The organism is Methanococcoides vulcani, assembly GCF_900111645.1.
Classification (GTDB): Archaea; Halobacteriota; Methanosarcinia; order Methanosarcinales; family Methanosarcinaceae; genus Methanococcoides; species Methanococcoides vulcani.
In genome coordinates this window covers 69,313-93,620 of sequence record NZ_FOHQ01000001.1, presented here as the reverse complement: position 1 = coordinate 93,620, position 24,308 = coordinate 69,313, and the positions used below count along the sequence as shown (strand labels likewise).

General features: G+C 46.2%; 28 protein-coding genes. 16 read left to right on the top strand and 12 right to left on the bottom strand.

What is annotated here, in order from left to right; genetic code table 11:
- Positions 1-11: 11 nt before the first annotated feature.
- The 5 genes from BMX02_RS00525 to BMX02_RS00505 form a co-directional block, all read right to left on the bottom strand.
- Positions 12-2,012 carry a monovalent cation:proton antiporter family protein gene (locus BMX02_RS00525; RefSeq protein WP_091688109.1) on the bottom strand — a complete coding sequence of 667 codons (2,001 nt, stop codon included), beginning with the start codon at positions 2,010-2,012 and terminating at the stop codon, positions 12-14.
- A gap of 131 nt (positions 2,013-2,143) precedes the next feature.
- Positions 2,144-3,280 (bottom strand): hypothetical protein, encoded by a 1,137-nt coding sequence (locus BMX02_RS00520; RefSeq protein ID WP_091688107.1) that lies wholly within the window; start codon positions 3,278-3,280, stop codon positions 2,144-2,146.
- 98 nt (positions 3,281-3,378) lie between these two features.
- Positions 3,379-4,332, bottom strand: a complete 954-nt coding sequence (locus tag BMX02_RS00515; RefSeq protein WP_091688105.1) for a tyrosine--tRNA ligase — start codon at positions 4,330-4,332, stop codon at positions 3,379-3,381.
- A 121-nt stretch (positions 4,333-4,453) separates the two neighbouring features.
- The gene (locus BMX02_RS00510; RefSeq protein WP_091688103.1) at positions 4,454-5,185 is read right to left on the bottom strand and encodes a tRNA(His) guanylyltransferase Thg1 family protein; all 732 of its coding nucleotides are present in this window, start codon (positions 5,183-5,185) and stop codon (positions 4,454-4,456) included.
- Between the two features lie 8 nt (positions 5,186-5,193).
- Positions 5,194-5,466 (bottom strand): PRC-barrel domain-containing protein, encoded by a 273-nt coding sequence (locus BMX02_RS00505; protein ID WP_048195595.1) that lies wholly within the window; start codon positions 5,464-5,466, stop codon positions 5,194-5,196.
- A gap of 180 nt (positions 5,467-5,646) precedes the next feature.
- On the opposite strand from BMX02_RS00505, the gene BMX02_RS00500 reads away from it, so the two are divergent.
- From BMX02_RS00500 to BMX02_RS00490, 3 genes are all read left to right on the top strand, one after another.
- Complete coding sequence (locus BMX02_RS00500) at positions 5,647-6,408, top strand: ribonuclease H-like domain-containing protein (RefSeq protein ID WP_091688101.1); 762 nt, start codon at positions 5,647-5,649, stop codon at positions 6,406-6,408.
- A gap of 49 nt (positions 6,409-6,457) precedes the next feature.
- A complete protein-coding gene (uvrC, locus tag BMX02_RS00495) occupies positions 6,458-8,263 on the top strand; it encodes an excinuclease ABC subunit UvrC (protein WP_091688099.1) in 1,806 nt (601 codons plus the stop codon).
- Between the two features lie 164 nt (positions 8,264-8,427).
- Positions 8,428-9,129, top strand: a complete 702-nt coding sequence (locus tag BMX02_RS00490) for a YkgJ family cysteine cluster protein (protein ID WP_091688097.1) — start codon at positions 8,428-8,430, stop codon at positions 9,127-9,129.
- Between the two features lie 6 nt (positions 9,130-9,135).
- Here the strand turns inward: BMX02_RS00490 and BMX02_RS00485 are convergent, their stop codons facing one another.
- The 6 genes from BMX02_RS00485 to BMX02_RS00460 form a co-directional block, all read right to left on the bottom strand.
- Positions 9,136-10,242 carry a TIGR04013 family B12-binding domain/radical SAM domain-containing protein gene (locus tag BMX02_RS00485; protein ID WP_091688095.1) on the bottom strand — a complete coding sequence of 369 codons (1,107 nt, stop codon included), beginning with the start codon at positions 10,240-10,242 and terminating at the stop codon, positions 9,136-9,138.
- A 10-nt stretch (positions 10,243-10,252) separates the two neighbouring features.
- Positions 10,253-11,371: a site-2 protease family protein gene (locus BMX02_RS00480; protein WP_091688093.1), complete on the bottom strand. Its 1,119-nt coding sequence runs from the start codon at positions 11,369-11,371 to the stop codon at positions 10,253-10,255.
- A gap of 18 nt (positions 11,372-11,389) precedes the next feature.
- Complete coding sequence (locus BMX02_RS00475; RefSeq protein ID WP_091688091.1) at positions 11,390-11,803, bottom strand: phosphomevalonate dehydratase small subunit; 414 nt, start codon at positions 11,801-11,803, stop codon at positions 11,390-11,392.
- Complete coding sequence (locus BMX02_RS00470; protein WP_091688089.1) at positions 11,790-12,977, bottom strand: phosphomevalonate dehydratase large subunit; 1,188 nt, start codon at positions 12,975-12,977, stop codon at positions 11,790-11,792. The genes BMX02_RS00475 and BMX02_RS00470 overlap by 14 nt, the downstream gene beginning before the upstream one ends.
- Before the next feature lie 18 nt (positions 12,978-12,995).
- A complete protein-coding gene (locus BMX02_RS00465) occupies positions 12,996-14,261 on the bottom strand; it encodes an anhydromevalonate phosphate decarboxylase (protein ID WP_091688087.1) in 1,266 nt (421 codons plus the stop codon).
- A 575-nt stretch (positions 14,262-14,836) separates the two neighbouring features.
- The gene (locus BMX02_RS00460; RefSeq protein ID WP_091688085.1) at positions 14,837-15,301 is read right to left on the bottom strand and encodes a DUF5806 family protein; all 465 of its coding nucleotides are present in this window, start codon (positions 15,299-15,301) and stop codon (positions 14,837-14,839) included.
- 125 nt (positions 15,302-15,426) lie between these two features.
- Here BMX02_RS00460 and BMX02_RS00455 point away from each other — a divergent pair, with 125 nt between their 5' ends.
- From BMX02_RS00455 to BMX02_RS00445, 3 genes are all read left to right on the top strand, one after another.
- Positions 15,427-15,858: an ABC transporter permease family protein gene (locus BMX02_RS00455; RefSeq protein WP_135644015.1), complete on the top strand. Its 432-nt coding sequence runs from the start codon at positions 15,427-15,429 to the stop codon at positions 15,856-15,858.
- A gap of 8 nt (positions 15,859-15,866) precedes the next feature.
- Complete coding sequence (locus BMX02_RS00450) at positions 15,867-16,193, top strand: Fe-S-containing protein (RefSeq protein ID WP_091688081.1); 327 nt, start codon at positions 15,867-15,869, stop codon at positions 16,191-16,193.
- 172 nt (positions 16,194-16,365) lie between these two features.
- Positions 16,366-16,776 (top strand): universal stress protein, encoded by a 411-nt coding sequence (locus BMX02_RS00445; RefSeq protein WP_091689029.1) that lies wholly within the window; start codon positions 16,366-16,368, stop codon positions 16,774-16,776.
- Between the two features lie 77 nt (positions 16,777-16,853).
- Here the strand turns inward: BMX02_RS00445 and BMX02_RS00440 are convergent, their stop codons facing one another.
- Positions 16,854-17,663, bottom strand: a complete 810-nt coding sequence (locus tag BMX02_RS00440) for a sugar phosphate isomerase/epimerase family protein (protein ID WP_091688079.1) — start codon at positions 17,661-17,663, stop codon at positions 16,854-16,856.
- A 94-nt stretch (positions 17,664-17,757) separates the two neighbouring features.
- Between BMX02_RS00440 and BMX02_RS00435 the strand changes: the two genes are divergently transcribed.
- The 10 genes from BMX02_RS00435 to mtrH all read left to right on the top strand — a co-directional run bounded on the left by BMX02_RS00435 (position 17,758) and on the right by mtrH (position 24,283).
- A complete protein-coding gene (locus BMX02_RS00435) occupies positions 17,758-18,792 on the top strand; it encodes a peptidase U32 family protein (RefSeq protein ID WP_091688077.1) in 1,035 nt (344 codons plus the stop codon).
- Positions 18,789-19,175: a DUF5402 family protein gene (locus BMX02_RS00430; RefSeq protein ID WP_091688075.1), complete on the top strand. Its 387-nt coding sequence runs from the start codon at positions 18,789-18,791 to the stop codon at positions 19,173-19,175. Before BMX02_RS00435 ends, BMX02_RS00430 begins: the two co-directional genes overlap by 4 nt.
- A 185-nt stretch (positions 19,176-19,360) precedes the next feature.
- On the top strand, positions 19,361-20,266 hold the full coding sequence (mtrE, locus tag BMX02_RS00425) for a tetrahydromethanopterin S-methyltransferase subunit E (protein WP_091688073.1): 906 nt from the start codon (positions 19,361-19,363) through the stop codon (positions 20,264-20,266).
- A 5-nt stretch (positions 20,267-20,271) separates the two neighbouring features.
- Positions 20,272-20,982 carry a tetrahydromethanopterin S-methyltransferase subunit D gene (mtrD, locus tag BMX02_RS00420; RefSeq protein ID WP_394328874.1) on the top strand — a complete coding sequence of 237 codons (711 nt, stop codon included), beginning with the start codon at positions 20,272-20,274 and terminating at the stop codon, positions 20,980-20,982.
- 1 nt (position 20,983) lies between these two features.
- Positions 20,984-21,796, top strand: coding sequence for a tetrahydromethanopterin S-methyltransferase subunit MtrC (gene mtrC, locus BMX02_RS00415; RefSeq protein ID WP_091688069.1), 813 nt, complete (start codon positions 20,984-20,986; stop codon positions 21,794-21,796).
- Positions 21,793-22,116 carry a tetrahydromethanopterin S-methyltransferase subunit B gene (locus BMX02_RS00410; RefSeq protein ID WP_091688067.1) on the top strand — a complete coding sequence of 108 codons (324 nt, stop codon included), beginning with the start codon at positions 21,793-21,795 and terminating at the stop codon, positions 22,114-22,116. Before mtrC ends, BMX02_RS00410 begins: the two co-directional genes overlap by 4 nt.
- A 1-nt stretch (position 22,117) precedes the next feature.
- Positions 22,118-22,843, top strand: a complete 726-nt coding sequence (gene mtrA / locus BMX02_RS00405; RefSeq protein WP_091688065.1) for a tetrahydromethanopterin S-methyltransferase subunit A — start codon at positions 22,118-22,120, stop codon at positions 22,841-22,843.
- Positions 22,844-22,848: 5 nt separating this feature from the next.
- Positions 22,849-23,088 carry a tetrahydromethanopterin S-methyltransferase subunit F gene (locus tag BMX02_RS00400; RefSeq protein WP_091688063.1) on the top strand — a complete coding sequence of 80 codons (240 nt, stop codon included), beginning with the start codon at positions 22,849-22,851 and terminating at the stop codon, positions 23,086-23,088.
- A complete protein-coding gene (gene mtrG, locus BMX02_RS00395; RefSeq protein ID WP_091688061.1) occupies positions 23,085-23,312 on the top strand; it encodes a tetrahydromethanopterin S-methyltransferase subunit MtrG in 228 nt (75 codons plus the stop codon). Before BMX02_RS00400 ends, mtrG begins: the two co-directional genes overlap by 4 nt.
- Before the next feature lie 14 nt (positions 23,313-23,326).
- Entirely contained in the window at positions 23,327-24,283 is a 957-nt protein-coding gene (mtrH, locus tag BMX02_RS00390) for a tetrahydromethanopterin S-methyltransferase subunit H (protein WP_091688059.1), read from the top strand.
- Positions 24,284-24,308: the final 25 nt, after the last annotated feature.

The following is a 24,308-nucleotide window of genomic DNA, read 5'->3' as shown; positions in this document are numbered from 1 at the left end:
CTCCATGTTCCTTATTCTATATCCCCGCCTGCAAATAACGGATCTACTTTTGAGATCATTTCCGGCGTACCCATCAGTACGACCACGTCACCCGAGATCAGGGAGATATTAGCATCCGGACTTGCAAGAATTTCCGAGTTCCTGCGGATCGCAAGTATTGTGACGCCATATTTTTTCCTCAGACCAAGTTGGGTAAGTGTTTTGCCGACCACATATGAAGATGACCTCACCCTTACATTCGTAATGTTCATTTCCGGAATATCAACTTCCATGTCATAGATGTTCATTGTACCTGACAACGTCCTGAACATCTCATAACCGTCCGAGCGTATCTCTGAAACTAATTTGTCGATCTCATCCTTTGGAATAAGATATCTCTTCATCAGTCTTACGAATATCTCGATGGATGTCTCAAACTCCTCAGGAATGACCTCATTTGCACCCAGTGAATACAAAGGTTCCATTTCCTGCAGATACTGTGTACGCGTAATAATGTGCAGATTGGGATTTAATTTCCGGGAAAGTGCAACCGTTCTTCTGGTTCCCGCCGGATCGGATATACATACCACAAGTACCCTTGCATTCTTGATATCCGCATGCTCCAGTACACCTTTCTGAGAAGAATCCCCATAATAGACCAATTCACCCTTTAGCTGTTCCTTTCTCACCGTTTCCGGATTTGTATCGAGAATGATATAAGGAATTCCTGCCACTGTTGCTGCCTTTGCAACGGTTCTACCATTGAACCCGAATCCTGCAATGATCAGATGGTCTTCAAGATGGGTCTTTTTATCCAGAACATCCATCATCGCCCCGGGGTGAAAGCCACATTTGAGCTTTGATGGCAGAGGAAGGTTCACTACCCGGTCTGCGACCCTGGGTGAAAGTGACATGACAGATGAAGTTACTGCCATTGTAAGGATGGAGACCACAAGGAACAGCTGGTACACGTCCTGATCAAGGATACCAAATTCCAGACCGAACCTGGACAGAACAAATGAGAACTCACCAACCTGTGCAAGTGCAAGTCCGCCCAGAACCGCAGTACGCATAGGGAAGCCAAGTAAGTATGAGGCAAGGCCTGCTATAACTGATTTTAACAACAGTACCCCGGCAGCCACAAGTATGAACAACACCGGATTCTCAAAGAAGTGACCAATGTCTAGAAGCATCCCGATGGAGATAAAGAAGAAGCTCATGAAGATATCACGGAAGGGAATGAGATTACTGAGTGCCTGATGGCTGTACTCTGACTCAGAAATGATCAATCCTGCAAGGAAAGCACCCAATGCCAGGGACAGGCCCATGCTGGATGTCAGCCATGCGACCGAAAGGCATACAACAATGATGCTCAGAAAGAAAAGCTCCGAATCACGGGTCTTTGTTATCTGATAGAGAACAGTTGGAACGACCCATTTCGCACTGGCCATGACCAGAACGATCAGGCCTATACCTTTTGCAATTATGGGAAGCAGCGCTGCGTCCCCTGTAGAACCCACACCTGCTAAGAACGGTGTCACCAGTATCATGGGAACCACAATGACATCCTGGTAAAGCAGAATTGCAAGAGAAAGACGTCCATGCGGGGCATGCAACTCACCCCTCTTCTGCAAAAGCTTGAGCACGATAGCCGTACTACTAAGAGAGAACAAAAAACCAATAAAAACGGATTCCGCAAAACCGGACCCGATCCAGGAAGATATGAAATAGACAACTGCTATTGTAAGCAGCACCTGTATAGAACCGCCAATAAGAACAGCCCGTTTCATGCTCCAGAGATCCTTTAACGATAGCTCGACACCGATCGTAAAAAGCAACAGTACGATACCTATCTCGGCAAGTACTTCTACTTCTTCAATGGCATCTATGAGACCATAACCATGGGGTCCTAATAACATACCCGTGAAAAGAAATCCGACGATTATGGGTATATGAAGACGGTGACAGAAATAAAGGATGGCGATGGACAAACCGAAAATTATGGTAAGATTATTTATTATGAAAGATTCCATCCAGCCTTCCCCCGAATAAATACCAGAGATGTTCTAATGTTAACCTCTGTTTCAGGTAATATATAAGATAATAAGATAGTGAAACAGATAAAAAGATAGGTCATATTAGGGACCATCCGGATCTAAAAGTATCAGGAGCTCTCTACACCAAGAAGGCTTGCAAGTTCCAGACCTTCACTTCCAAACTCTGAAAGCTGGTCGAAAAGTTCAGTCTTGCCCACATATTTCTCAGTACGGGTTCCGTCATTCTGCTCGATCTTTATTGTGATCTCACCTTCAACATAACCTCGGCCAATGCATTCGTTGATGATGTCCGTGAACTGCTCAGCTATGAGCTTCAGGCAATCGAATGTCTGGTTGTTACGAATCGCATCTTCACCATCAAGCATAAGCCTGACAAGGGTCTTCTTCTTAACATGGGACCTGATATAGTCTTTAAGGGCATCCAGCATTGATTTTACATTCTCTTCTTTGACAGAGTTCATGAGTGCGGGGTCTGCTGTGACCTCATTGCCATCATAATATATTTCCAGAGCATCTCCACTCATGTCAACCTTGAAGCGCTTGGTAGATTTCTTGTTAACGAATGTAGCACTAATATGATTATCATCAAAATCCAGAGATGACAGAAGGAAATCGGAAACTTCTTCCAGTTTCACTTTATCTTCCTTGTATATGATACCGGATCTTGTCCACGTCGGTAAAAAGAGAGTGCCATACAGCCCCCTCATGGTGATCGTATTATCGGTGAAGGCCAGTTCGGACTCATATTCCATTCCAACAACAGTTGACGTCAGCTTACCTCGCAGAACATTTCTGTCCATTGAAGCAAAATATTTTTCTGTTGTGCCATAAACGCCACCTTCAAAGAAGGGATCGAGTATGGAAAGGATCTGTCTTTCCACATCATCCAGTCCGTCATCTATATCCTTGTTAATGATCTCGATCTCGGAAAGCATGGAACCTGAACTCTTGTTGAAAGAAGTTTCACATGCATCAAGAATAGAGTTCCTGTAATCAAGGAGATCTTTTTCTTCAACTTCTCCGGTGATGCTGTCAATGAAATCCAGGATCTTACTATTGATGGACTCCAGTTCTTCAGACCCGTTTTCCAGAGATGTTCGCCTGCTGATCAGATCATCATTCTTCTCAATGGAAGCATTCTCAATAGGAAGAACTTTCCTGGACGTGTCAACAAAATCCTGAAGATCCTGTATAACATCTCTCTGGATGGATAATTCATTAGAATCTTGAAATGTATATTTCATGCGGTTCCCCAATTCGACTAATTCTTATTGAGTTAATTCTTATAGTGCAAACGTTAAATAGATTACGTAGGCAGCAGGGATTCTGCTGCCCTATCATATTATCCAAGAACTGCCCTTACATGGTCAAGTATCTCATTGATGTACTTGCCGGCACCGTTCTTCAGGTCCATTGGGTGAAGACTTCCGTCTGCAAATACTGTCTCAAGTTCTGCATAGCTCTTGCACACAAGGTCGCCGCCAAACTTTTCCGGCCTTTCGAAGACGATCTCATCGTAGCGAGGCATTATGTGATACTTGAATAGCTCAAGCATCGGATTATCTTCAACAACACCTGCCGGACAGAAGGCTTTCTTAAGTTTCTTCTTTATGGATGCTTCATCATCGTCCACTGAAATGTAGTTCTCGTTGGATGATGACATCTTGGTACCGTCCAGTCCGAGAAGTATCGGGGTGTGGATACAGAGCGGAGCCTTGAAACCAAGTCCTGGAAGACCTTCCCTTGCAAGCATGTGGATCTTTCTCTGGTCAATGCCACCTACTGCGACATCAACTCCGAGAAGTGCGATATCGACAGCCTGCATGATCGGGTAGACCATCTGGGATACCTTTGGGTCTTCCATCTTCCTTCCGACCTCATCCATGCTTCTCTTTGCCCTGTTCAGTGAAGTGGACTGGGTGAGCTTGAGCACATTGAGCATGTAGTCAGGAGAAAGCTGGAAATCAGAGCCATATACGAAATTCGTTCTTTCCGGATCCAGTCCGAGTGCAAGGAAACATTCCTTGTTGTAGTCCGCGGTCTTGCGCACCTCTTCCATTGTACCTTTCTGGTTCAGGTAGGCATGGACATCCGCAAGAAGGACAGTGATCTCAAACCCTGCTTTCTGAAGGTCCATTAACTTGTTCACAGTAAGAACGTGACCCATGTGGATCTTCCCACTAGGTTCGTAGCCGGCATATGCTGAAGGGTGCTCCTTGGTCTCCAGCAATGTTGTAAGCTCCGCTTCTGTGACAATCTCCTGCACGTTTCTTTTTATAAGATCGATCTTTTCCATGAATTCACCTTCAATATCATAGTAGAATTTAAACGGATCACTATGAATGATGGAACTTTAAAGTCAAGTCATCACCATAATAGGTTACGGTACATTCGTAACCAATATAGATTACTGTACATCAGTGACCCATAATATATTTTTTCAAAAAATCTGTCCCATCATCGGATGAGAACATAGGAATATCCCAATCCTGGACCACTTTGCTCCTTTTACTTCGGGTCCTTTCGTTTTTCACAGGGTCAAAACCGGTCTTATGGTACTCGGTCTTATGTATGACAACACCCCTTTTTTGCCATGCCGGAACCTTATCAAGGTTTATGCCACGCTGGAACAGCATCTCATGTATGTCCTGCGCTTTCTTGCCCTTGATAGCAGCTGCAGCTTCCCTTTCGCTCAGGCCTTCTGAACGCAGTGTGTAATATCCGTATGAACTTACACAGTTTCTCCATGCCTCGTCCTGGCGCCAGACCAGATACTCAGGAACCTGCCCTTTTTCGATGGGAATAATCCTGGAGTCAAAGGATACAGGCTCATCCAGACCCATCTTAATGGTAAAAGCGCTGCTAAGGTAGCTGGCGACCACTGAATCGAGTTTCTCCACCCTGCCATCAAAAGGCAGGTCGAAGAAGAGAATGCTCGCCTCGTCAGAAAAAGTATATGCTAACGCTGCACTCATTCCGCTTTTTTTGAAAAAAAGTTCCAGAGAATCTGCCATGGCAGATGCAAACCTTTCATCATACGGCTTTTCACAACCAAGCCGCGATAGCGTATGTTTGAATGTCCTGCCATCAACACGTATGATCACAGGAGGAATGCAGCGCAGATCTGAATAGATCTCCCGCTGTTTCATGAGAAGGATCAGTCTTCTTTTTCTTCCTCTTTTGCAGGTTTCTTGAACCTTTTAACGATATCACGTATGAGGACAATATCCCCTGTGGTTACCACCCAGCGGTATGGAAGGATGACCCCTCTTGTTGCAACATCGAAGATGTCACGGTTGATGTCTGAAAGAGCAAGGCCGGAAACGACCCTCTCATCCACATCAAAAACGAGATCGTTCACTTTTCCCACATACGTACCCTGATTCGTATACACATTTAATCCAAACAGTGATGTTATATCTGCGCGCATGATAGCCCCTGTTGTTTTGATCTATTAAAATTGTAAATATGATTTACATGTTGATGATATATATAAAATGCGTACTCTTACGCCTTAAATCCTTCTAAATGCCTTATATTAACAACGCATCATCCAACGCACCATAATTAAATAGAAGTATAGCTGAAAGGTTCGAAGGGGCAAAAGAACATGCTTACAAGCACCTACATACATATTCCCGGCATAGGGAAAACAATTGAAAAACGAATATGGGAGAGCGGACACTGCCAGTGGGACGAATACCTGGAACATCAGGACTGCATTTCAATACCGGAAACGAGAAAAGAGAGGATCGAAAAGGGGATCAGTGAATCGAAAGAGCACCTTGAGATGAGGGACTTCGAATACTTCGCGAACTGTCTCCCGGGTGCAGAACACTGGAGAGCTTTTGAGCATTTCTCGGATTCTGTCGCTTATGTTGATATTGAGACGACCGGCCTGTCTGCCAACAGTTCTTACATTACCGTGGTCGGGATCTACGACGGGAAGGATGCTAAAACGTATGTAAAAGGCATTGACCTTGATGACATCGTCGAAGAACTGGAAAAATACGAGCTTCTGGCCTCCTTCAATGGGGCACGTTTCGACCTGCCGTTCATCAAGCACGAATTCCCTGAGATAAATTTCAACCAGCTCCACGTGGACCTTATGTATCCGCTGCGCCGCATTGGGCTCACAGGAGGACTTAAGGCCATCGAGAAAAAGCTGGGGATACAGCGAACTGATGAAACGGTCGACATTACCGGATTCGATGCGGTCAGGCTCTGGCATGAATACGAGCGCGGAAGTGAGGAAGCACTGGACCTTCTTCTTGAATACAACCGGGAAGATATTGTCAACCTGAAGACAATTATCATGCAAACATACCCACAGTTCATCGAAAGGACATTCCAGAAAACCCTCGGAAAATGAGACAAAGCGTCGTTCTTTTCCTGCAACATACAGAGGATGACAAAATATAATGAAACCGGACATATCCAGCATACCTAACCTGCCGGGCGTCTACCTGATGAAGGATGGCTCCGACAACATAATCTACATAGGAAAGGCAAAATCCCTGAAGAAAAGGGTCAGCCAGTACTTCCAGTCCGGAAAGAACCATTCATCAAAGACCAGGGCAATGGTCAGGAAGATCGAGGACATCGATTACATTGTCACCGATTCCGAAGTTGAGGCACTGATACTAGAGGCCAATCTTGTAAAGAAGAACCGTCCCCATTACAACATCGACCTGAAGGATGACAAACGGTATCCTTACGTAAAGGTCACGATCAACAAGAAATTCCCGAGGATATTCATAACACGCAAGAGGCTCATGGACGGAGCACTTTATTTCGGGCCCTATACCAACGTTAAGCCTGTACGCCGTACACTTGACATGATATCGCAGGTATTCAGGATCAAGAGGTGTAACCGGAAGGTAGACGGAAAGAGAACGCGGCCGTGTCTTAATTATCACATCGATCGCTGCTATGCGCCCTGCAATGGATCCATTTCCGAAGAAGAATATCGCAGGAACGTTATGGAGGCAGTGAAGTTCTTCAAAGGAGACACCTCGAGCATTCTTAATTCCCTCCAGCAAAAGATGCAGGAGCATGCAAAAGCACAGGAGTTCGAAGCTGCTGCTGCGGTGCGTGATCAGATAGAAGCTCTCAAAAGCCTGTCCGAGCAGCAGACCGCCACCGCCGGCAACAATGACAGTGACCTGATAGCTACGGCAGCCGATGAGGATAATATTTTCGTGCAGATCTTCTATATCCGTGACGGGAACATGGTAGGTAAGGCCGACTTCTCACTTTCATGGGGAGATGCAGCGGGAGACATCCCCAGGATCGTCGCGGAGTTCATCAAGCAATATTACCAGGATGCACCGGTACCTCCGGAGATCCTTGTGCAGTATCCCATACCTGAGAAGGAACTTATCACAAAATGGCTATCCGAAAAAGCATCCAGAAGCGTCCATGTACAGGTGCCTGCAAGAGGAGACAAGAAAAAACTGCTTGACATGGCTGCAAGGAATGCGGTCATGACAATGGAACAATCCCACATCAAGAGAAGTGACCGGGAGAATGCCCTGCAGGCACTGGTACAGCTTCGTGATGAACTTTCACTGTCGACCCTTCCTGTACACATCGAGGGTTTTGACATATCCAACATCTCAGGAACTGATGCGGTAGGATCACTCGTGGTATTTAACAACGGCATGCCTGCAAAGAACAAGTACAGGCATTTCAACATTAAGACCGTAAAGGGTATCGATGACTTTGCCATGATGGCAGAAGTGGTCAAGCGCCGGTACAAAAAACAGAAAAATGAGGATAACAAACTACCTGACCTGATCCTCATCGACGGTGGACCGGGGCAGGTTGGTGCAGCAATGGGATCGCTCAGGGAACTGGGACTTGATATCCCACTGGTTGGACTGGCGAAACGGTTCGAGCACATCATCGTCCCGAAGGAAAGGGAGGATGAGGTTGTCATACTTCCACATACATCTGATGCGCTCAGGATGCTCATGCAGGTGAGGGATGAATCACATCGCTTTGCAGTTTCTTCACATCGAAGAAGACGTACTGCAAGGTTGTCCCATTCCGAACTGGATTCAATACCCGGCATCGGTTCATCCAGGAAGAAAGCCCTGCTGAACCATTTTGGGTCTATTGAGAAGATAAGACGTGCTTCTGTAGAGGAGCTTGCGGAAGTGGAAGGTATCAGCAAAGGGCTTGCTGAGAAGATCGCAGACCATTTCAAGAGCAAGCGGGATTGAACATGGAAAATATCCAAACTCGATACTAATACAGCCTCAGGCGTTATTCCCGGACAGATGAAAAAGAGACACACTGAACTCAGGCTTTGAAACTGAGATAGTATTTTATTACCGAAGTATCTTAATGTCGAAACTGGATATTACATACAGAACAGCAAAAGGTGATGGAAGTTAATTCTATAGACGAACAGATCAAGGATACAAAGAAGGAACTTGAGGCAATGCTTGCATACCCTGATGAGAAGCTGATCGATATCATCAAGGAAGTAGGGTTCGAATGTGACCTCTGTGCAAGGTGCTGTACTAAAGAGTTCAACGACCATGTGTTCCTGCTCGACAAGGATACAGAGTTCATTAAAAGTATTGACCTAGGCCTTATCAAACCTGCACCTTATTACGAGTTCTGCGACCAGAACGGGCGATTCTATGTTTCAGGATATGCACTGAGAACAAAGGAAGATGGAAGTTGTGTCATGCTTGAGGGCAAAAGATGTACCATGTATGACAGAAGGCTCACTATATGCCGGCTTTATCCTTACATGCTCCACAGGGAAACGGATGAGGAAGGAAACCTTGACTGGAGACAGATATCCGGACTTAATGAGCACGGGTGTTACCACTCCGAAATATCGGAAGATGAAGCTGAAAAGATAGCCGCCGACACAAAGGCTTATGAGGAAGCATACCTTCGTCAGCAGATCAGGTTCTTCCGGAAGGTCAGGGATCACTTCAAAAAGAACGGGCTTCGCCATGTCAAATCCACCTATGACAGGAAGATGCGTGCTTTTGGCAGAGGCGAAGAGATCGAAGTTTACGTATATTACAAGGACGAACTCGAACTTTCACGAATATCCGTTGATGACTGAATATTTTTATTTATCCCAGTTGCCGTTGAGCTTGCCGTCCCTTGCCATTCTTCCCAGTACCTTGTGGACCGGGTCACTGATCGCCGACGGAACGATGTTCTCATAGGGAGTGGATGGTAGCGGGGTCAGGTAATGTGCCCTTACTTTTCCACCTTTGCGACATATCCATTTGATCTGTTCAAGTGTACTCTGCTGATCCTCTTCACGCTCATCCGGAAAACCAAAGATGAAATCCACGATCGGGGTTATTTGATGCTCAAAGCAGCGTTCAACTGCAACCGTGACATCATCCGAAGTATGGCCGCGGAGCATTTCTTTCAATATCCTGTCACTGCCGGATTGTGCACCCATGCTGATCGTTCTGTTGGTGCAGTACCTGTCGATCAGGTCCAGACCTTCATGAGTTGTGAATTCCGGGCGGATCTCTGAGGGAAAGGTACCGAAATATATCTTTTTACCTTCCATTGAGTGTAGCTGTGACAGAAGTTTCTCCACCTTATCAAAACGTGGATGGACACCATCGCCCCCATAAGCAAAAGCATTCGATGAAGTAAAACGCAGGTCGCTGTAGTGTTTTGCGAACCTCAATATGGAATCAATGCTACGGTGCCTCATTCGATTGCCAAATAACCGGGGTGTCTGGCAGTATTTGCATCGCCACGGGCAACCCCTGCTGATCTCGATAGGAGCACGTATGCCTTCCGGATCAAAGCATGGATAAGCATCAAGATTCACGGGTTCACGTTTTTCAGTATACACCACATTACCGTTCCTTCGATATGCGATTCCCCTCACATCAGAAGGACTGTTTCCGCTAAGAAGTGTCCTTACAAGTTCCGGAAGCGTTTCCTCCCCTTCCCCGATAACAACATAATCGAAATGCTCAAGGGTATCCTCCACAGAACCGGATGGATGGGGACCTCCTGCAATGTAAATGGAATCGGTGGATGAATTGTCGACTTCTGCGAAGATGTCTTCTTTCTGTTTTGTGGCAAAGCTGTATATCATGATACCATCATGAGACTGCTTCACAACCATGTTCCCGGGAACAAGAGGTACAAGTGATGCAAGGCTGTAAGTGTTCTTCTGCATCCACCTAAAACAAATATCCATACATCTCACCTCAATTCATAACCAGAGTTAACGGCACCAATGTGAAACACAGGATCCCCAGTATAAAAGTGAGAATTCCAAGTGCCATCCTTTTGTTGTCAAGTATTATTTCATCATTTAAGGGTTTTGGATGACCGGCCAGAGCAAAGAGTAAAAGGAAGAATGACCAGAACAACCAGATGCCTCCATTTTGCTCGAGAACAAAGATCACATACAACGCAAGAGCGCCCAATACCATCGGCATCATGAGGGATACTTTCCTAGCACGCTCACCCAGCATGGCACGCATGATATGACCGCCATCAAGCTGCCCTGATGGTAACAGGTTAAGAACCGTTACCAGCATGCCCACCCATCCTGCAAATGCAACCGGATGCATCATTTCGGATGTACTGCCCATTATCTTAGTTATCGAATCGAACAGCAGCGGTGTCTGGATATCTATCATGATAGTTCCGGGATCGGAAGTAAACTCCACCGGCGGCAGTGAAAGGCCTATGAAGGTCACGATCACAGATGCCACAATGCCCACAAGCGGACCTGCAACTGCTACATCGAACAATGCCCTGCGGTTAGGGATGATACCCCTGTGTTTTATAACGGCGCCCATGGTTCCGATAAAAGTAGGAAAGGGAATGAAATACGGAAGCGAAGTTCGCATACCATGCATCTTTGCAGCCATATAGTGCCCCATCTCATGGGAACCCAATACGAACATTATCGCCAGGGTGAAAGGCAGACCTTTTATGAAACCGGAAGGTTCGCTGAATATATCCACCCCGAACATTGCTGCACCGGCGAACATCGTTGTGAATACAGTAGCTATTGCCAGCACCACATTGATCCAGATGCGTTCGGGAACATCATGAATAGGAGATGCGATCAGCACATCCTCACCAAGCTCGGAGACCAGAGCAAGACGATATCCTTTTGCTGCAAATTTGCCCCATAAGCTATTGTTAATGATCCGCTTATCCGCGGTTGGAACGCCATAGAAGTATATGTCCCCATCAACATATCCCACTTCATATACCTTAAAAAAGGGATGGACATCCCCGTAAAGGCCCATGACCAAAGCTTCTATTTGTTGATCGTCCAGATGCCCCGGATGAGAGTCGTTTTTTTCCATTATGCCACACTAATGATTTCACTTATCCGGGATGTCAATGTATCCATTGCTGCTGTCGACCCTGATATGATCACCGTCTGAAAGGACCTTATATGGGTCCTCTTCCAGCCTGTCCACAAGAGGAATATCTGATATGATAGCACCAACTGCTACTATCGGTTCGGAATCTATGTTGATCATGCCTGCTGGCGCCACATTGTTCTTTTTCAGTTGGTAGATCACATAGGAACCGACAGTAGAGCCTTTCCCATGAGGGAACACCAGGATCTTGTCCTTGATACACTGACCATAGATGGCATGTGAAGGATCGACCACCACTCCGGTCTTTGGATCAACATTACCTAAAAATGAGAGAGCGTCAGTTGATAGGAGTACCTCACCTTCTGCGACACCCCTTGAGATAGTACGACATTTGATCTTAATTGTCACCACCTACCTTGTTGATACATTCTTCAAGACTGCCGATCTTTGCGGCAACCTTGCACATTCCCGGAACATATGCGAGCGCTTTTCCTGAGTTCACCATCATGCAATTATGTCCTTCCGTAGCAGGAGACACGACCATACATGTGTCACAGAGCACTTTTGCTCCACTCTGTTCTATTCGTTTTACAAGTTCAGCGTTCTTTTCGGCAACTTCTCTTGAAGTACATACCCATAGTTCCTTCTCAATTCCTTTTCCTTCCAGAAGCCGGGCAATGTCCTCCAGCTCATCCGCTGAACAGTGCGGACAGCCAACTGCCGCAATATCGCACTCCAGATCATCGGTACCTCCGATGACTTCTTCGTAGACCTCATCTATCTGGCTGCGTTCGATCACGATCCTTTCTTCGGGGTTCGCAAAACCGACCTTTTGTGCTTCAGGTGTTATGTCCTCCACATGATACAATGCAACTGCTCCGGATGCTGCCATTGCTGCACCCAGTGCTTTGAGGTTGTCAGATGACGGAGTGGAGGCCATGTAGAAAATAGGGACCCTGTTACCCACTTCTTTTCCTGCAAGATAGCCCAGTGCACCGTAATCAGACCCTGTTAGTTCACATTCAACGGTCACGGAAACTGTGGGCACACGATTCTCATCAAGATGATAACCATAGTTCGCTGTCTTTCCCACAAGTGCTGCGGAAAGTGCAGACGGACCGCCTTCACGGTTTGTGCGTGCGCCTATCACTGAATTTGCATAGGATACAGCAGAGGATTCACTCCATGCCAGATGGTCACCATAGGTGGCTGAAAAACCTTCAAGATAATATGGTGTGCATGTGCACATGGAACGGATACCAAGGCTTTCGTATGCCTTGATGACCTCCACCTGTTTCTCAGCGAAATCCGGTTCAATGCCCATGTCTCGCCAGCGCTGCATGTCCATGCCCGCCGGATTCAGGATGGAAGGCACTTTTACCTTGCCATCAAGGTCAGATATCCATTCAAGTCCCGCACCCCCTATGGTCTTATAGGAAACTCCTGCTATCTGTGCGCTCTTGACAGGGATCAAACTGTCCGCACCATAGATATCACCAAGTGCGACAAGGATCTCCATTGCTTTCTGCAAGGTTTCCCCGTCCTCACCATTCAAGGTCCGTTCTTCTTCTTTTGTAAGATACATGTTACATCCGCTTAAGATTCACTCTGGCATCTTCGCACGTTCAAAATTCTCTTTCTCTGCAAGCACTTTCGTGGCATCGATACCTACCTTGGTAGTAGTGCCATCAGGTGCGCCTCTGGGATCAAGTGAACTGCCGCGAACGTTCGGGATGATCATCATATCAGAATCACCCTTCACACGTGTTGCGATAGCAAATTCCACATCCTGCATATCGAAGATGTCAATGTCCTCGTCCACAATTACAACATGCTTAAGACTTGTGTGCGCTGCAAATGCCGCCATAATAGCATTCTTGGCATCACCTTCGGTCTGCTTTTCGATCTGGACAACAGCATGCAGGTAGCAGCAACCGCCTTCTGTGAGCACGACGTTCTTTACAGTAGTTACCTCGGAGACAGCATTGTATATCTTAGGCTCATAGGGCACGCCCATCATGAGAAGATGTTCCGGACCTGCTGGCAGTATGCCATGATAGATAGGGTCATGTCTGTGCATTACCTTTGTGATACGGATCACCGGCTCCTTGCGCACAAGGTCGTATGTTCCTGTAATGTCCACGAAAGGACCTTCATCCACCCTTTCCACAGGATCGATGTAACCTTCGAGTATGATCTCTGCATGCGGCACTTTGACACCGTTCTCACATTCGAACAGTTCCACAGGAGCACCGCGAAGGGCTGCTGCATATTCGAACTCTTTTCCTGCAGGCACACGGGTGGTGGAAGCAAAAGTGATGACAGGGTCTGCACCAAGGACAATTGCCACTGGCAAAGGTTCGTTGTTCTCGGATGCCTTCTTGTGCAGGACGAAGCTATGACGCGGTGGAACAAGGCGTGCAGCCAGTTTGTCCTTTCCTACTATCATGAGCCTGTGGATAGATGCATTCATCATCCCGTCGTACTCAGAAACCACAACACCTGCAGTGATGTAAGGTCCGCCATCCTTCTCAAAGTGTGTCATAAGGGGCAGCTTTGAAAGATCGACATCCTCAGTTATGACCTCCTGTGTCGGAGATGAGGCGACGATCTTAACTTCCCCATCCGGGCGAACTTCAGAAAGCCTTCGGATAATACCATCCTTTGGCACACCGAACATATCAGCAAGCTCATCCCTGGAACCAAGAAGGTTCATGATGGCCTTCTGTCCGTCAATGTCATGGAAAAGTATTGGACCATTGCTCTTTTTTGCAAGTCTTGGTGCTTCGAAGACCTTCGAAACAGGATCAGTGATCTCAACAAGCCTGTCGCTTGCCCTTAAATGATCGATAAAATCTCTGAAACTCATTGTATCGATATAGTAAAAAGGGTCTCTCGATAAATACATTGTCGTCTTTTTTACGTTCAGTTCTTTATAAGTGCATAAAAAAAGAAAGCTGTCTTCAAGAAAAGGAGTCGCTCCCATCGGTGATGAAAATGGGTTTGGAAATCAGAACTGAAGGAAGCCTGATGGGAGCTGTTGGAAGACAACACATAGAACTACACATAGAAATGCATTATAGTATAAATAGTAATGCTTTTAGATAAGTTATATTATTCTAAGGGATAAGTTGATGTGATTAGAGATAAGCACATCTGAACGATATCGGCATCTAACGACCTATATAGTAAGTACGGACAATTTTTTTGAAGTGAAAAACATGCAAAACATGAAAACCATTTAACACTTACAAAATTTGTGATTAGAAACAGGAGGTGCTCCCATCTAAAGTGAATAGGTTGGGAATCAGATGGAAAGGAAGTACGATGGGAGCGGTTGTAACACAAACCATAGAAAGGTTCATAGCATAAATAATAATGGGTTTGAATAATAAACCTTATTTAAAATGATAATATGCTTTGCAATGAATTGTGGACAGCACATCAATCCAGATCAAGAGACTCATTGATCCTGTGCAACGCATCTGCCACCAACATTTGCACATCGGTCATATGCTCATCGGACACTTCCCCGTTCTCGGTCTCGATCAGTTTTTGGAGGTCTGTCACGATCTTATGGATGATCAGGATCATTTCCTCTTTACTGATAAGTCCGGCATAATAAGCATAAAAGAAGGTTGTTCCACTGCGCTGGACCTTATGCTTGAAAGCAGCATGTGCATTAGAGACCTCCTGCCTTGTGTACGGCTCATCCACGAATGGGACCAGATCAGGTAGGTTCTGACCAATCCAGGTCATTTCGGAACGGTTTGAAAGATTCTTGAAGTCTGCACATAAGCGGGCAATGATCCATTCACGTGCAGTCAGATGAGTGGTCTGTTTCAGGAAGCGTGTCACATCTGAATAGCTCTTATGCTCCAGTTTTGTGAATTTCTCATATTTGTTCATTTCATTCCCTCAATGACCGGTAACATAAATGTATTGCAACCAGATAAATACTTTCTTATGGTGGTTAAGCTTAGCACAATAAAGGAGATATTAGAAGCGTATAAAATTATTTTCAATCACATATCATGAGTCACAATGAGATGAGATCAATTTCAAAAGAGAAAATACTCAAATCATGGTGGAATATAAACGGGGAATGGCTTTCTGATCCCGAAGGCATGGAAATTCTACTGGGACAGGATATCGCAACTCCGCTTGGCCTCGCTACCGGATCGACCCTTGCGCTTGAAAGAAATGGAATTGTTATGGACCTTGAAGTAAAAGGTATTATTGAGAGTACCGGCGGGGAAGAAGATGGCTATATTATAATGCCTCTTCTGGTCTCGCAGAAACTTCTTGACAAGGAAGGCAAGGTCAGCAGTATCGAGATCCGTGCCCTATGTAATGATTGTCCTGTATCGGAAATGAGTCGGCAGATAGAAGAGATACTGCCGAATGTCTTGATAATGATGCACAGGCAACAACCTCGACGATCCCTGTTACTGCGACATGGATAGAACCACAGGTGATCGATAATACGGTTGTGATCCCTGTTCAGACCATAGATGAAAAGATAAATACGCACTTCAAAGTGAAAACAACAACCGGGGAGATAGCAGTCATGGCTTACAGGCTTGGGGACGACATCATGGTCCGATCTAATGTTTGCCCTCCCTGCGGATCAATTGGTTTTAGCCTTGACAATGACATTCTTATTTGTGACAGATGCCGGACAACCTTTGATGCGGGGAGTGGGCAAGGCATACAGGGAGCGTGTGTCGATTATCCAAAAGAGAGCATACCTTTTACAGTTTCAGATGGAAATATCGTTATGGAAATGGATATATTGTGATAGCTCACACAAATACGACACATAGAGGATGAAAGATCCATCCGCTTTACACTTTTTCATATGCTGATGTGCATAAGTAATAGCATTGACCGGTCCGGGAAACATTCGGAAGAAATTGCCATGAATGTGAAATCCAATAACTTAAATACATTCAATGCTAACCCAAAATTATATGAAACTATTACTACCCACGGACGGTTCCACATATTCAAGGAACGCAGCAAAAGTTGCGGGCAGGATCGCAACGAAACATAATGCAGAGATAGTAATAGTCCATGTGGTCGAAGATAAAGGGCTTGGAAGGAAGACCTGGCGTGAGACCGGTGCAGAACAGGTCATAAGTTCCATAAAAGAGGAACTGGTCTCAATGGGATGTGAAGGATCAAAGCTTCACGCCGAGATCGTGGATGGCAATGCGCCGGAAAAGATAGTCAAAACTGCAAGGATCCATAAAGTTGACAGGATAATCATTGGGACACGCGGGCAGACCGGTATCAAGAAGATAATGGGTTCTGTCACACAGAAAGTGCTTCAGATGTCCGACATCCTTGTTCTTGTAGTGCCACCTGATTACAAGATATAAAGTTCTAAAGAATGAATCATTGTGACATTAACCGTTATTTAAAACAGTTCTTTAAAGATTGTAACTTAAACTAATTTTTACGGCCTCACGTATTTATCTATCACTTTTTTCCCGGCAAGAACATCATCCAGGGAAAACACTTCCAGATTGAATATCCCATTGTATTCTTTGAGTCCTTTCAGGACCGAGTAATCAATTGTACCGCTTCCGGGTGCCATGTGTTCATCACCGTCATAATTGGAAGTCCAGAAACCGTAGTTATCGTGTAAGTGTACATGAACCACGTGTTCCGAGATGGTTTTCACAAAATCAGCCAGTTTTTCAGGATCACCGCCACAGGTCAGATTTGCGTGCCCTACATCAAAGGTCACACCGAGGTTTGGAGAATCCACAGCATCGACCACCCTTAACAGTTCTTCTGCCTCACAGCAAAGGTTCCCGGGATCGGTCGCTTCCTTGTTCTCAAGTCCGAGCATTACATTGTTCTCAGATGCAAATGCTGCAAGCTGCCGGAGATTGGACGTCATCCTCCCCAGTGATCTTTCCCTGTCATCACCGACCCTTCCGGGATGGAGTACCACAGCTTTTGTACCAAGTTTACCTGCAAGTCCTATACATTCCTCCATCAAGGAGAAGTGTGTTTTGTCCATTGAAGCAGTGTCCACAACAAGTTCTTTAGGATACGTGGGAACATCCGCAAAATAGTGTGCATGCATGGATGTTTGAAGGTCACATGTTGAAAGCTCATCCAGGATCATCTCCAGCCTGCCCTTTTGAAGTTTTGAACCTTCATAGACACCAAGTTTTGGCATATAAAGCTCAACTGACTGTACATGACCATCCAGTTCCCTTAGCTCACCTGCAAAGGAAGACGCACCTATCATCATATCAATTAGAACGAAAATGGGCTTTAATAACTATTTTGGTCCGGGACGAACAAACCAAAATCCTTATCTAAAGTCACCCGATAACAAAGTTCCAATGAAGCTGTATGTACCACACATCGGTCATTTTGAAGGACTTGAGGAGCTTTTAGCGGGCTCTGATAATATATACGCAGTATACATGGCGGGATCCCCCGAATATGTAGGGACCGGCAGGACAAACCTGAGTGCCCCGAAACTCGAGGAGATAGCGCAACAGACCGAGTACGCACATTCAAAAGGCGTCAAAATGGAGATCGTGCTGAACAGCTCCTGCATGGGTGGACAGCACCTTACCCCTGAAGGTTACCGCGCTATAGACTGGTATTTCGATAAGCTGAACAGCATCGGGATCGATTCGATAACCGTTGCCGACCCATACCTTGTGGAAATGCTGGCAAAGGATTATGACATGGATGTAGTGGTCTCAGTACTTTCATTCGTGGACACACCGCAAAAGGCAGAGTTCTATGAGCAATTGGGAGCTACGACCATTGTAGTGGACCCTGCGGTGAACAGGCATTTCGACAAGCTGGAAGCTATAAGGGATACGGTCTCATGCAAGCTCAAGCTGCTCGTCAACGAAGCATGCCTTTACCAGTGCCCTTTCAGGTACGCCCACTTCAATTTCTTTTCACATGCCAACGGACCCGGACCTAAGCCGAACGTCCTTGACGATTATTATTACTACAAGTGCCTTTCCCTGAGGATAAAGGACCCACAGCAGATCATTAAATCACCATGGATCAGGCCCGAGGACCTGAAAGAATACAAACATATCACTGATACCTTCAAGATCGGAGGGCGCACTCATTTCGTTAACTGGATCCTCAATAATGTGGAAGCGTACGCAAATGAAAGATATGATGGCAATCTTATGGACCTGCTGGACAGCATAAAGGATCTCAAAGACACATTTTACATACCAAACAGGGAACTGGACGGTGCCATCGAGCAATGGAAAAAATGTGATAAGGTATGCCACAAATGCGGCTACTGCAAGCGCCTTGCTGAAAAGGTGATATATACATATTCCGGAAGTGGAGAGGAGATCCGGAAAATTCCACTGGGATCAATAGGAGATAGAACATGAGCATGACACAAGAATTGCTGAAAGCGCGCACATCCCTGGAAAACAACCTGCGGGAACTTTTAGGGGTCCCTGTGTTCCTGATAGAGATGGATGCTTTCGCACTCCCATGCGGATGCGGAGGAGTCACGATCAACACAAGAGGACTTCAACTGGATGACCTGGAGGTCTTTGAGGAACACATACTAAAGTACCTTACGGATACGGTGACTTCACTTGATATTGAACCGTCTTTTCTTTTTGCGCGCCTAATTCCCGGCACATCAGAGATCGCTTCGATCAATGCACGTGTACTTTGTAACAGCTGCTACATGGACTTTGGAAGAGGAAGTGGAAAACAGCCAAGGCCTGACATTTACATAATGAGATTTGACAGAAGGGAATGAGGATCCCTCCTGTCAGCACCGCCTTTTTTCAGGAAAGTTCCGAAAGGTTTATGAAGGATTTCAGATAATCCCCACCATCTTACGTTAGTCTATGCCATAATTATAGACATGGCTGAATTATCGAAGGACGTGCAGTATTTCGCACTTATACATATCGATTTAGAACTAGGAAGGAGGATAAATAAATGGAACCACTCATGGGCATGGGTGTTTTAGCACTTATGGGTGCTGCCGCAACTATTGCTGGCACAACTGAGGATCTTGAATCTGATGTCGGATCTCAGAGTAACCCTAATTCACAAGTGCAATTAGCACCCCAGATGATGTACCCACACAGGATCTATAACAAAGCAATATCCGGTGAACCACCATCGAATGCATTGATCTGCGCTATTGGCGGAACCGTGGCATCTGTATTGATGACCGCTGGTCTGTCCGTGGTCTTTGCTATCGCTGTTGGTGCGCTCATTGCTACAGCAGTACATGGAACATATGCTATTACGTCTTACATGGGACGTACTGCAAGTCAGAAGCGTTTCAAACAACCAATATATCTTGATATTATCCGATCACACACGCCGGTGATCATGGGATATGCATTCATTACAACATTCTGTATCCTTGTTGTATCATACATCATGGTAGCTGTTCTCGGGCATCCATTCCCACTTGCACTAATTGCATTCATTTGGGGAATCACTGTCGGAGCTATCGGTTCATCAACTGGTGATGTTCACTATGGTGCAGAACGTGAATTCCAGAACGTCGAGTTCGGATCAGGTCTTAACGCTGCAAACTCCGGTAACATTGTGAGGAAAGCAGAATCAGGACTTCGTAACGGTATCGACAACTCATGGTTCTGTGCAAAGTTCGGAGGACCAGTAACGGGTCTCGCATTCGGTATGACCGTTTTCTTAAGCGGTTGGGTAACAGCCGTATTTGATCCTGCAATAAGCATCACATGGGGATGGCTTTCAGTTGTAGCAGGAGTAGTTCTTGTACTACTTATGATCATCTGGAACAGAAGGATCGAAGTAGCAGCACGTGAGGCATACGGACCTTACAAGGAAGACGAGGAGGTCGCTGCATGATAGATATAGCAGGAATTCTCGCAGAGAATATATTATACATAGTAATGGTCACCCTTGGTGGCATGTTAATTTCATGGAGTGTTCACTTCGTACCTGTAGGTGGAGCACCTGCAGCTATGGCACAGGCAACAGGTATTGGTACCGGTACTGTCCAGCTGGCTGCAGGAGCAGGTCTTACCGGACTTGTCACCGCAGGAGCAGTTATGAACGTCAGTGACAGTTTTGCACTGGTGGTCGCATCAGGCGCGGTCGGTGCAATGATCATGATCGCTGTGACAATGATCGTTGGTACATTGGTATACGTTTATGGTGTTGGTGTACCACCGGCATCTGCAAAGGTAGACTATGACCCGATCACAAAGGACAGGCAGGACCTCTATGTATCCCAGGGTACAGAGGGACACGGACTTCCAACCGTATCATACGTAAGTGGTGTTATCGGTGGAGCTCTCGGAGGTATTGGTGGAGCGACCATATACTACTCACTTATGAACACAAGCACAGGCCTGAGCCAGAGTGACCTTGTAGCACTCGCAAGTATATTCGCAGTAGGTATCTTCTTCGTGAATGCGGTAATCCCTTCATACAACATTGGAGGAACCATCGAAGGATTCCACGACCCTAAGTTCAAGAAATGGCCAAAGGCAGTTTTCGCATCCTTTGTAGCAACATTGATGTGCGCATTTGTTGGTGTACTGGCAATAGGAGGTCTATAAGATGTCAGCAGGAGGAGCTGGTGGAGAAGCCACCGGAGGAATTCCACAGAACAAATTAATCGCTGTCGGAGTACTTGGCGGACTTATTGCAGCATACGCAGGACATTTCCTTGTACAGGCTGCAGGACCAGCATTCGCATTTATTGGTGCTCTTGGAGCAATCTGTGCGATCGTGTGGGGCTGCGCAGCAGTAAGACGTGTAGCAAGCTACGGTCTTGGTACCGGTGTACCATCCATCGGTATGATGGCACTTGGTATGGGAGTCGTTGCATCTCTGTTCGGACTTGCCGTTGGTGGCATTGCCGGACCTATCGTCGCATTCATAACAGCATCCATCATTGGACTCGTCATTGGTGCACTCGCTAACAAGGTTCTTGGAATGGGCATTCCTATTATGGAGCAGTCCATGACAGAGATCGCTGGTGCAGGCGCACTTACCATCATCGGACTCAGTGTCGCAATGACAGGAACTTTCATGTTCGATGCTGTACTGGAAACCGTTGTCGCAACAGGATACATCGCTGTGATCTTCATCGCAGGCGGTATGGCAATTCTGCACCCATTCAATGCAAACCTTGGCCCTGATGAACAGCAGGACAGAACACTCACAACAGGTGTTGAGAAGGCTGCGATCGCAATGGTCGTTGCAGGTATCGTTGCAACTGTATCAGAAGATGCATCAGCCATACCAACGATCATGATCGGTCTTGCCCTGTGGTATGTTGCATTCAGGAAATACGTTGAGCTCGTTAACAGGGACGCTTACAAGGTAATTGGAACGGGTCTCCTGCCAACTGAGGAGGAATTAGAATGAGCATGGTACATGTAGCACCAGAAGCACATCTTGTACTGGACCCACTTACATCAGTCCTTGCAGAAGAGCGTGAAGACATCATCTGTTACTCAATGGACCCTATCATGGAACAGATCGATGAGCTTGACAAGATCGCTGACGATCTTATCAATTCACTCGCACCTGACAGGAAGCTGTTGAGCTCATACCCAGGAAGGGAGCAGACATCACTCAAAGCAGGTTTCTACGGAAACACTTTCTACGGAGTTGTTGTCGGTCTTGTATTCTCAGGTATGGTCGCACTGGCCCTTTACATACTCAGTCTGATCGGAGGATTCTAATATGGCAGATAAAAGAGAACCAGCAGATGGCTGGCCAACCCTGAAAGGTGAATATGAAGTAGGAGACGTAAAGAACTGCGTCGCAGTCATCACCCTTGGATCACACCTGCCAGGCGCACCTCAATTAGAAGCAGGAGCTGCTATCACAGGTCCATGTAAAACAGAGAACCTTGGTCTGGAAAAAGTAGTTGCACAGATCATCTCAAACCCTAACATCAGATTCCTCATTGTAACAGGATCTGAAGTAAAGGGACACATTACCGGTGAAGCATTCATGATGATCCACAAGAACGGTGTCAGTGACAACCGTATTGTTGGAGCAACAGGTGCGATACCTTATGTTGAGAACCTGACCGATGAAGCAGTCGAAAGGCTCCAGCAGCAGGTAGAGCCTATAGACATGGTCGGTACCGAAGATATGGGACAGATCGTTGCAAAGATCAAGGAATGTGTAGCAAAAGACCCTGGTGCCTTTGATGCCGATCCTATGGTCGTCGAAGTAGGCGAAGGTGGCGGCGAAGAGGAAGAAGAGGCTGGCGGACTTAAGCCAATGGCAGCAGAGCTCGCTACAGTCAGGCACAGGATCCTTGATATTGACAGGGAAATGGTCATTGCCGGTAACTGGAACAAGTACCACGCAGGTGTACACGCAGGTAAGGTCGAAGGTATTATGATCGGTCTTGCAATTACGCTGTCACTACTTGGCCTATTGTTATTCGGGAGGTAATTGACATGGCAGAAGAAATAGAATCCGGACAGGGAGTCCCAATGGTCATCAGCCCACAGATGGGTGCCATTGAAAACGTTGTCGAAAGAATTCGATACAGGGCTCAGCTTATCGCAAGGAACCAGAAGCTCGATTCCGGAGTTAATGCCACAGCTGCAACCGGTTTCATTGTCGGTTTCGCATTCGCAGTGCTGATGGTACTGATACTCCCACTGATCATCTGGCAGGTAGGTGGTGTAATATGAGCGATGGACAAAACACAACACCAAGTGTTGTAACAGACCCTGCAGATTTCAACGAGGTTCTTGAGAAGCTCAATGAGATCGACGAAAAGATCGAATTCGTAAACAGTGAGATCGCACAGAGGATCGGAAAGAAAGTAGGAAGAGACATAGGAATAATATACGGAGCAGTAGCAGGTATATTGATGTTCCTCATCTACATTTCAATATCCCCGATACTCATCTGATAAGAGGTAATAACATGTTTAAATTTGACAAGAAACAGGAAGTATTCGAGGTTGGTGGCGTCAAGTTCGGCGGTCAGCCTGGCCAGTACCCAACAATTCTGATCGGTTCAATGTTCTACAACAGACACAACATCGTGACCGATGAAGATGAGGGAGTTTTCGACAAGGAAGCAGCAGACAATCTCTGGAACCACATGCGTGAGATGGCAGACGTAACAGGTAACCCATGTGTTAACCAGATCGTCGGTGAAACACCACAGGCAATCAAGAAGTACATCGACTGGTTCGTTGCAGAAGATGATAAGACACCATTCCTTATCGACTCTTCCGCAGGTGAAGTACGTGCTGCAGCAGCAGATTACGTAACAGAGATCGGTGTAGCTGACAGGGCTATCTACAACTCTATCAACGGTAGTATCCACGACGATGAGATCGAAGCTATCAGAAAGAGTGACATCGATGCTTCAATTGTCCTTGCATTCAACGCAACAGACCCAACCGTCAAAGGAAAGCTCGAGGTTCTTGAGTCCGGTGGTCCAGGTCAGAGCATGGGTATGCTCGACATCGCAAAGGACTGTGGAATCACAAAGCCACTCGTCGATGTAGCTGCAACTCCACTCGGAGCAGGCGCAGGTGCATCCATGAGAGCAGTCGTTGCTGTAAAGGGACACTTCGGTCTCCCTGTTGGTGGTGGATACCACAACCTTGCATCCGCATGGGACTGGATGAAGGAATACAAGAAATCCTTCGAGACAAAGGAACAGCGCAAGGCAGTTTACATGCCAGCAGATATCGGAACAAACCTTGTCCCACAGACACTTGGTTCAAACTTCCAGCTGTTCGGTCCTATCGAGAACACTGACACAGTCTATCCTGCAACCGCACTGGTAGACATCATCCTTGCTGAGACCGCAAAAGAGCTCGGTCTTGAGATCATGGATGAGAACCACCCAATCAACAAACTGGTTTAAACAAACCAGTTTCTTTTTTCTCTTT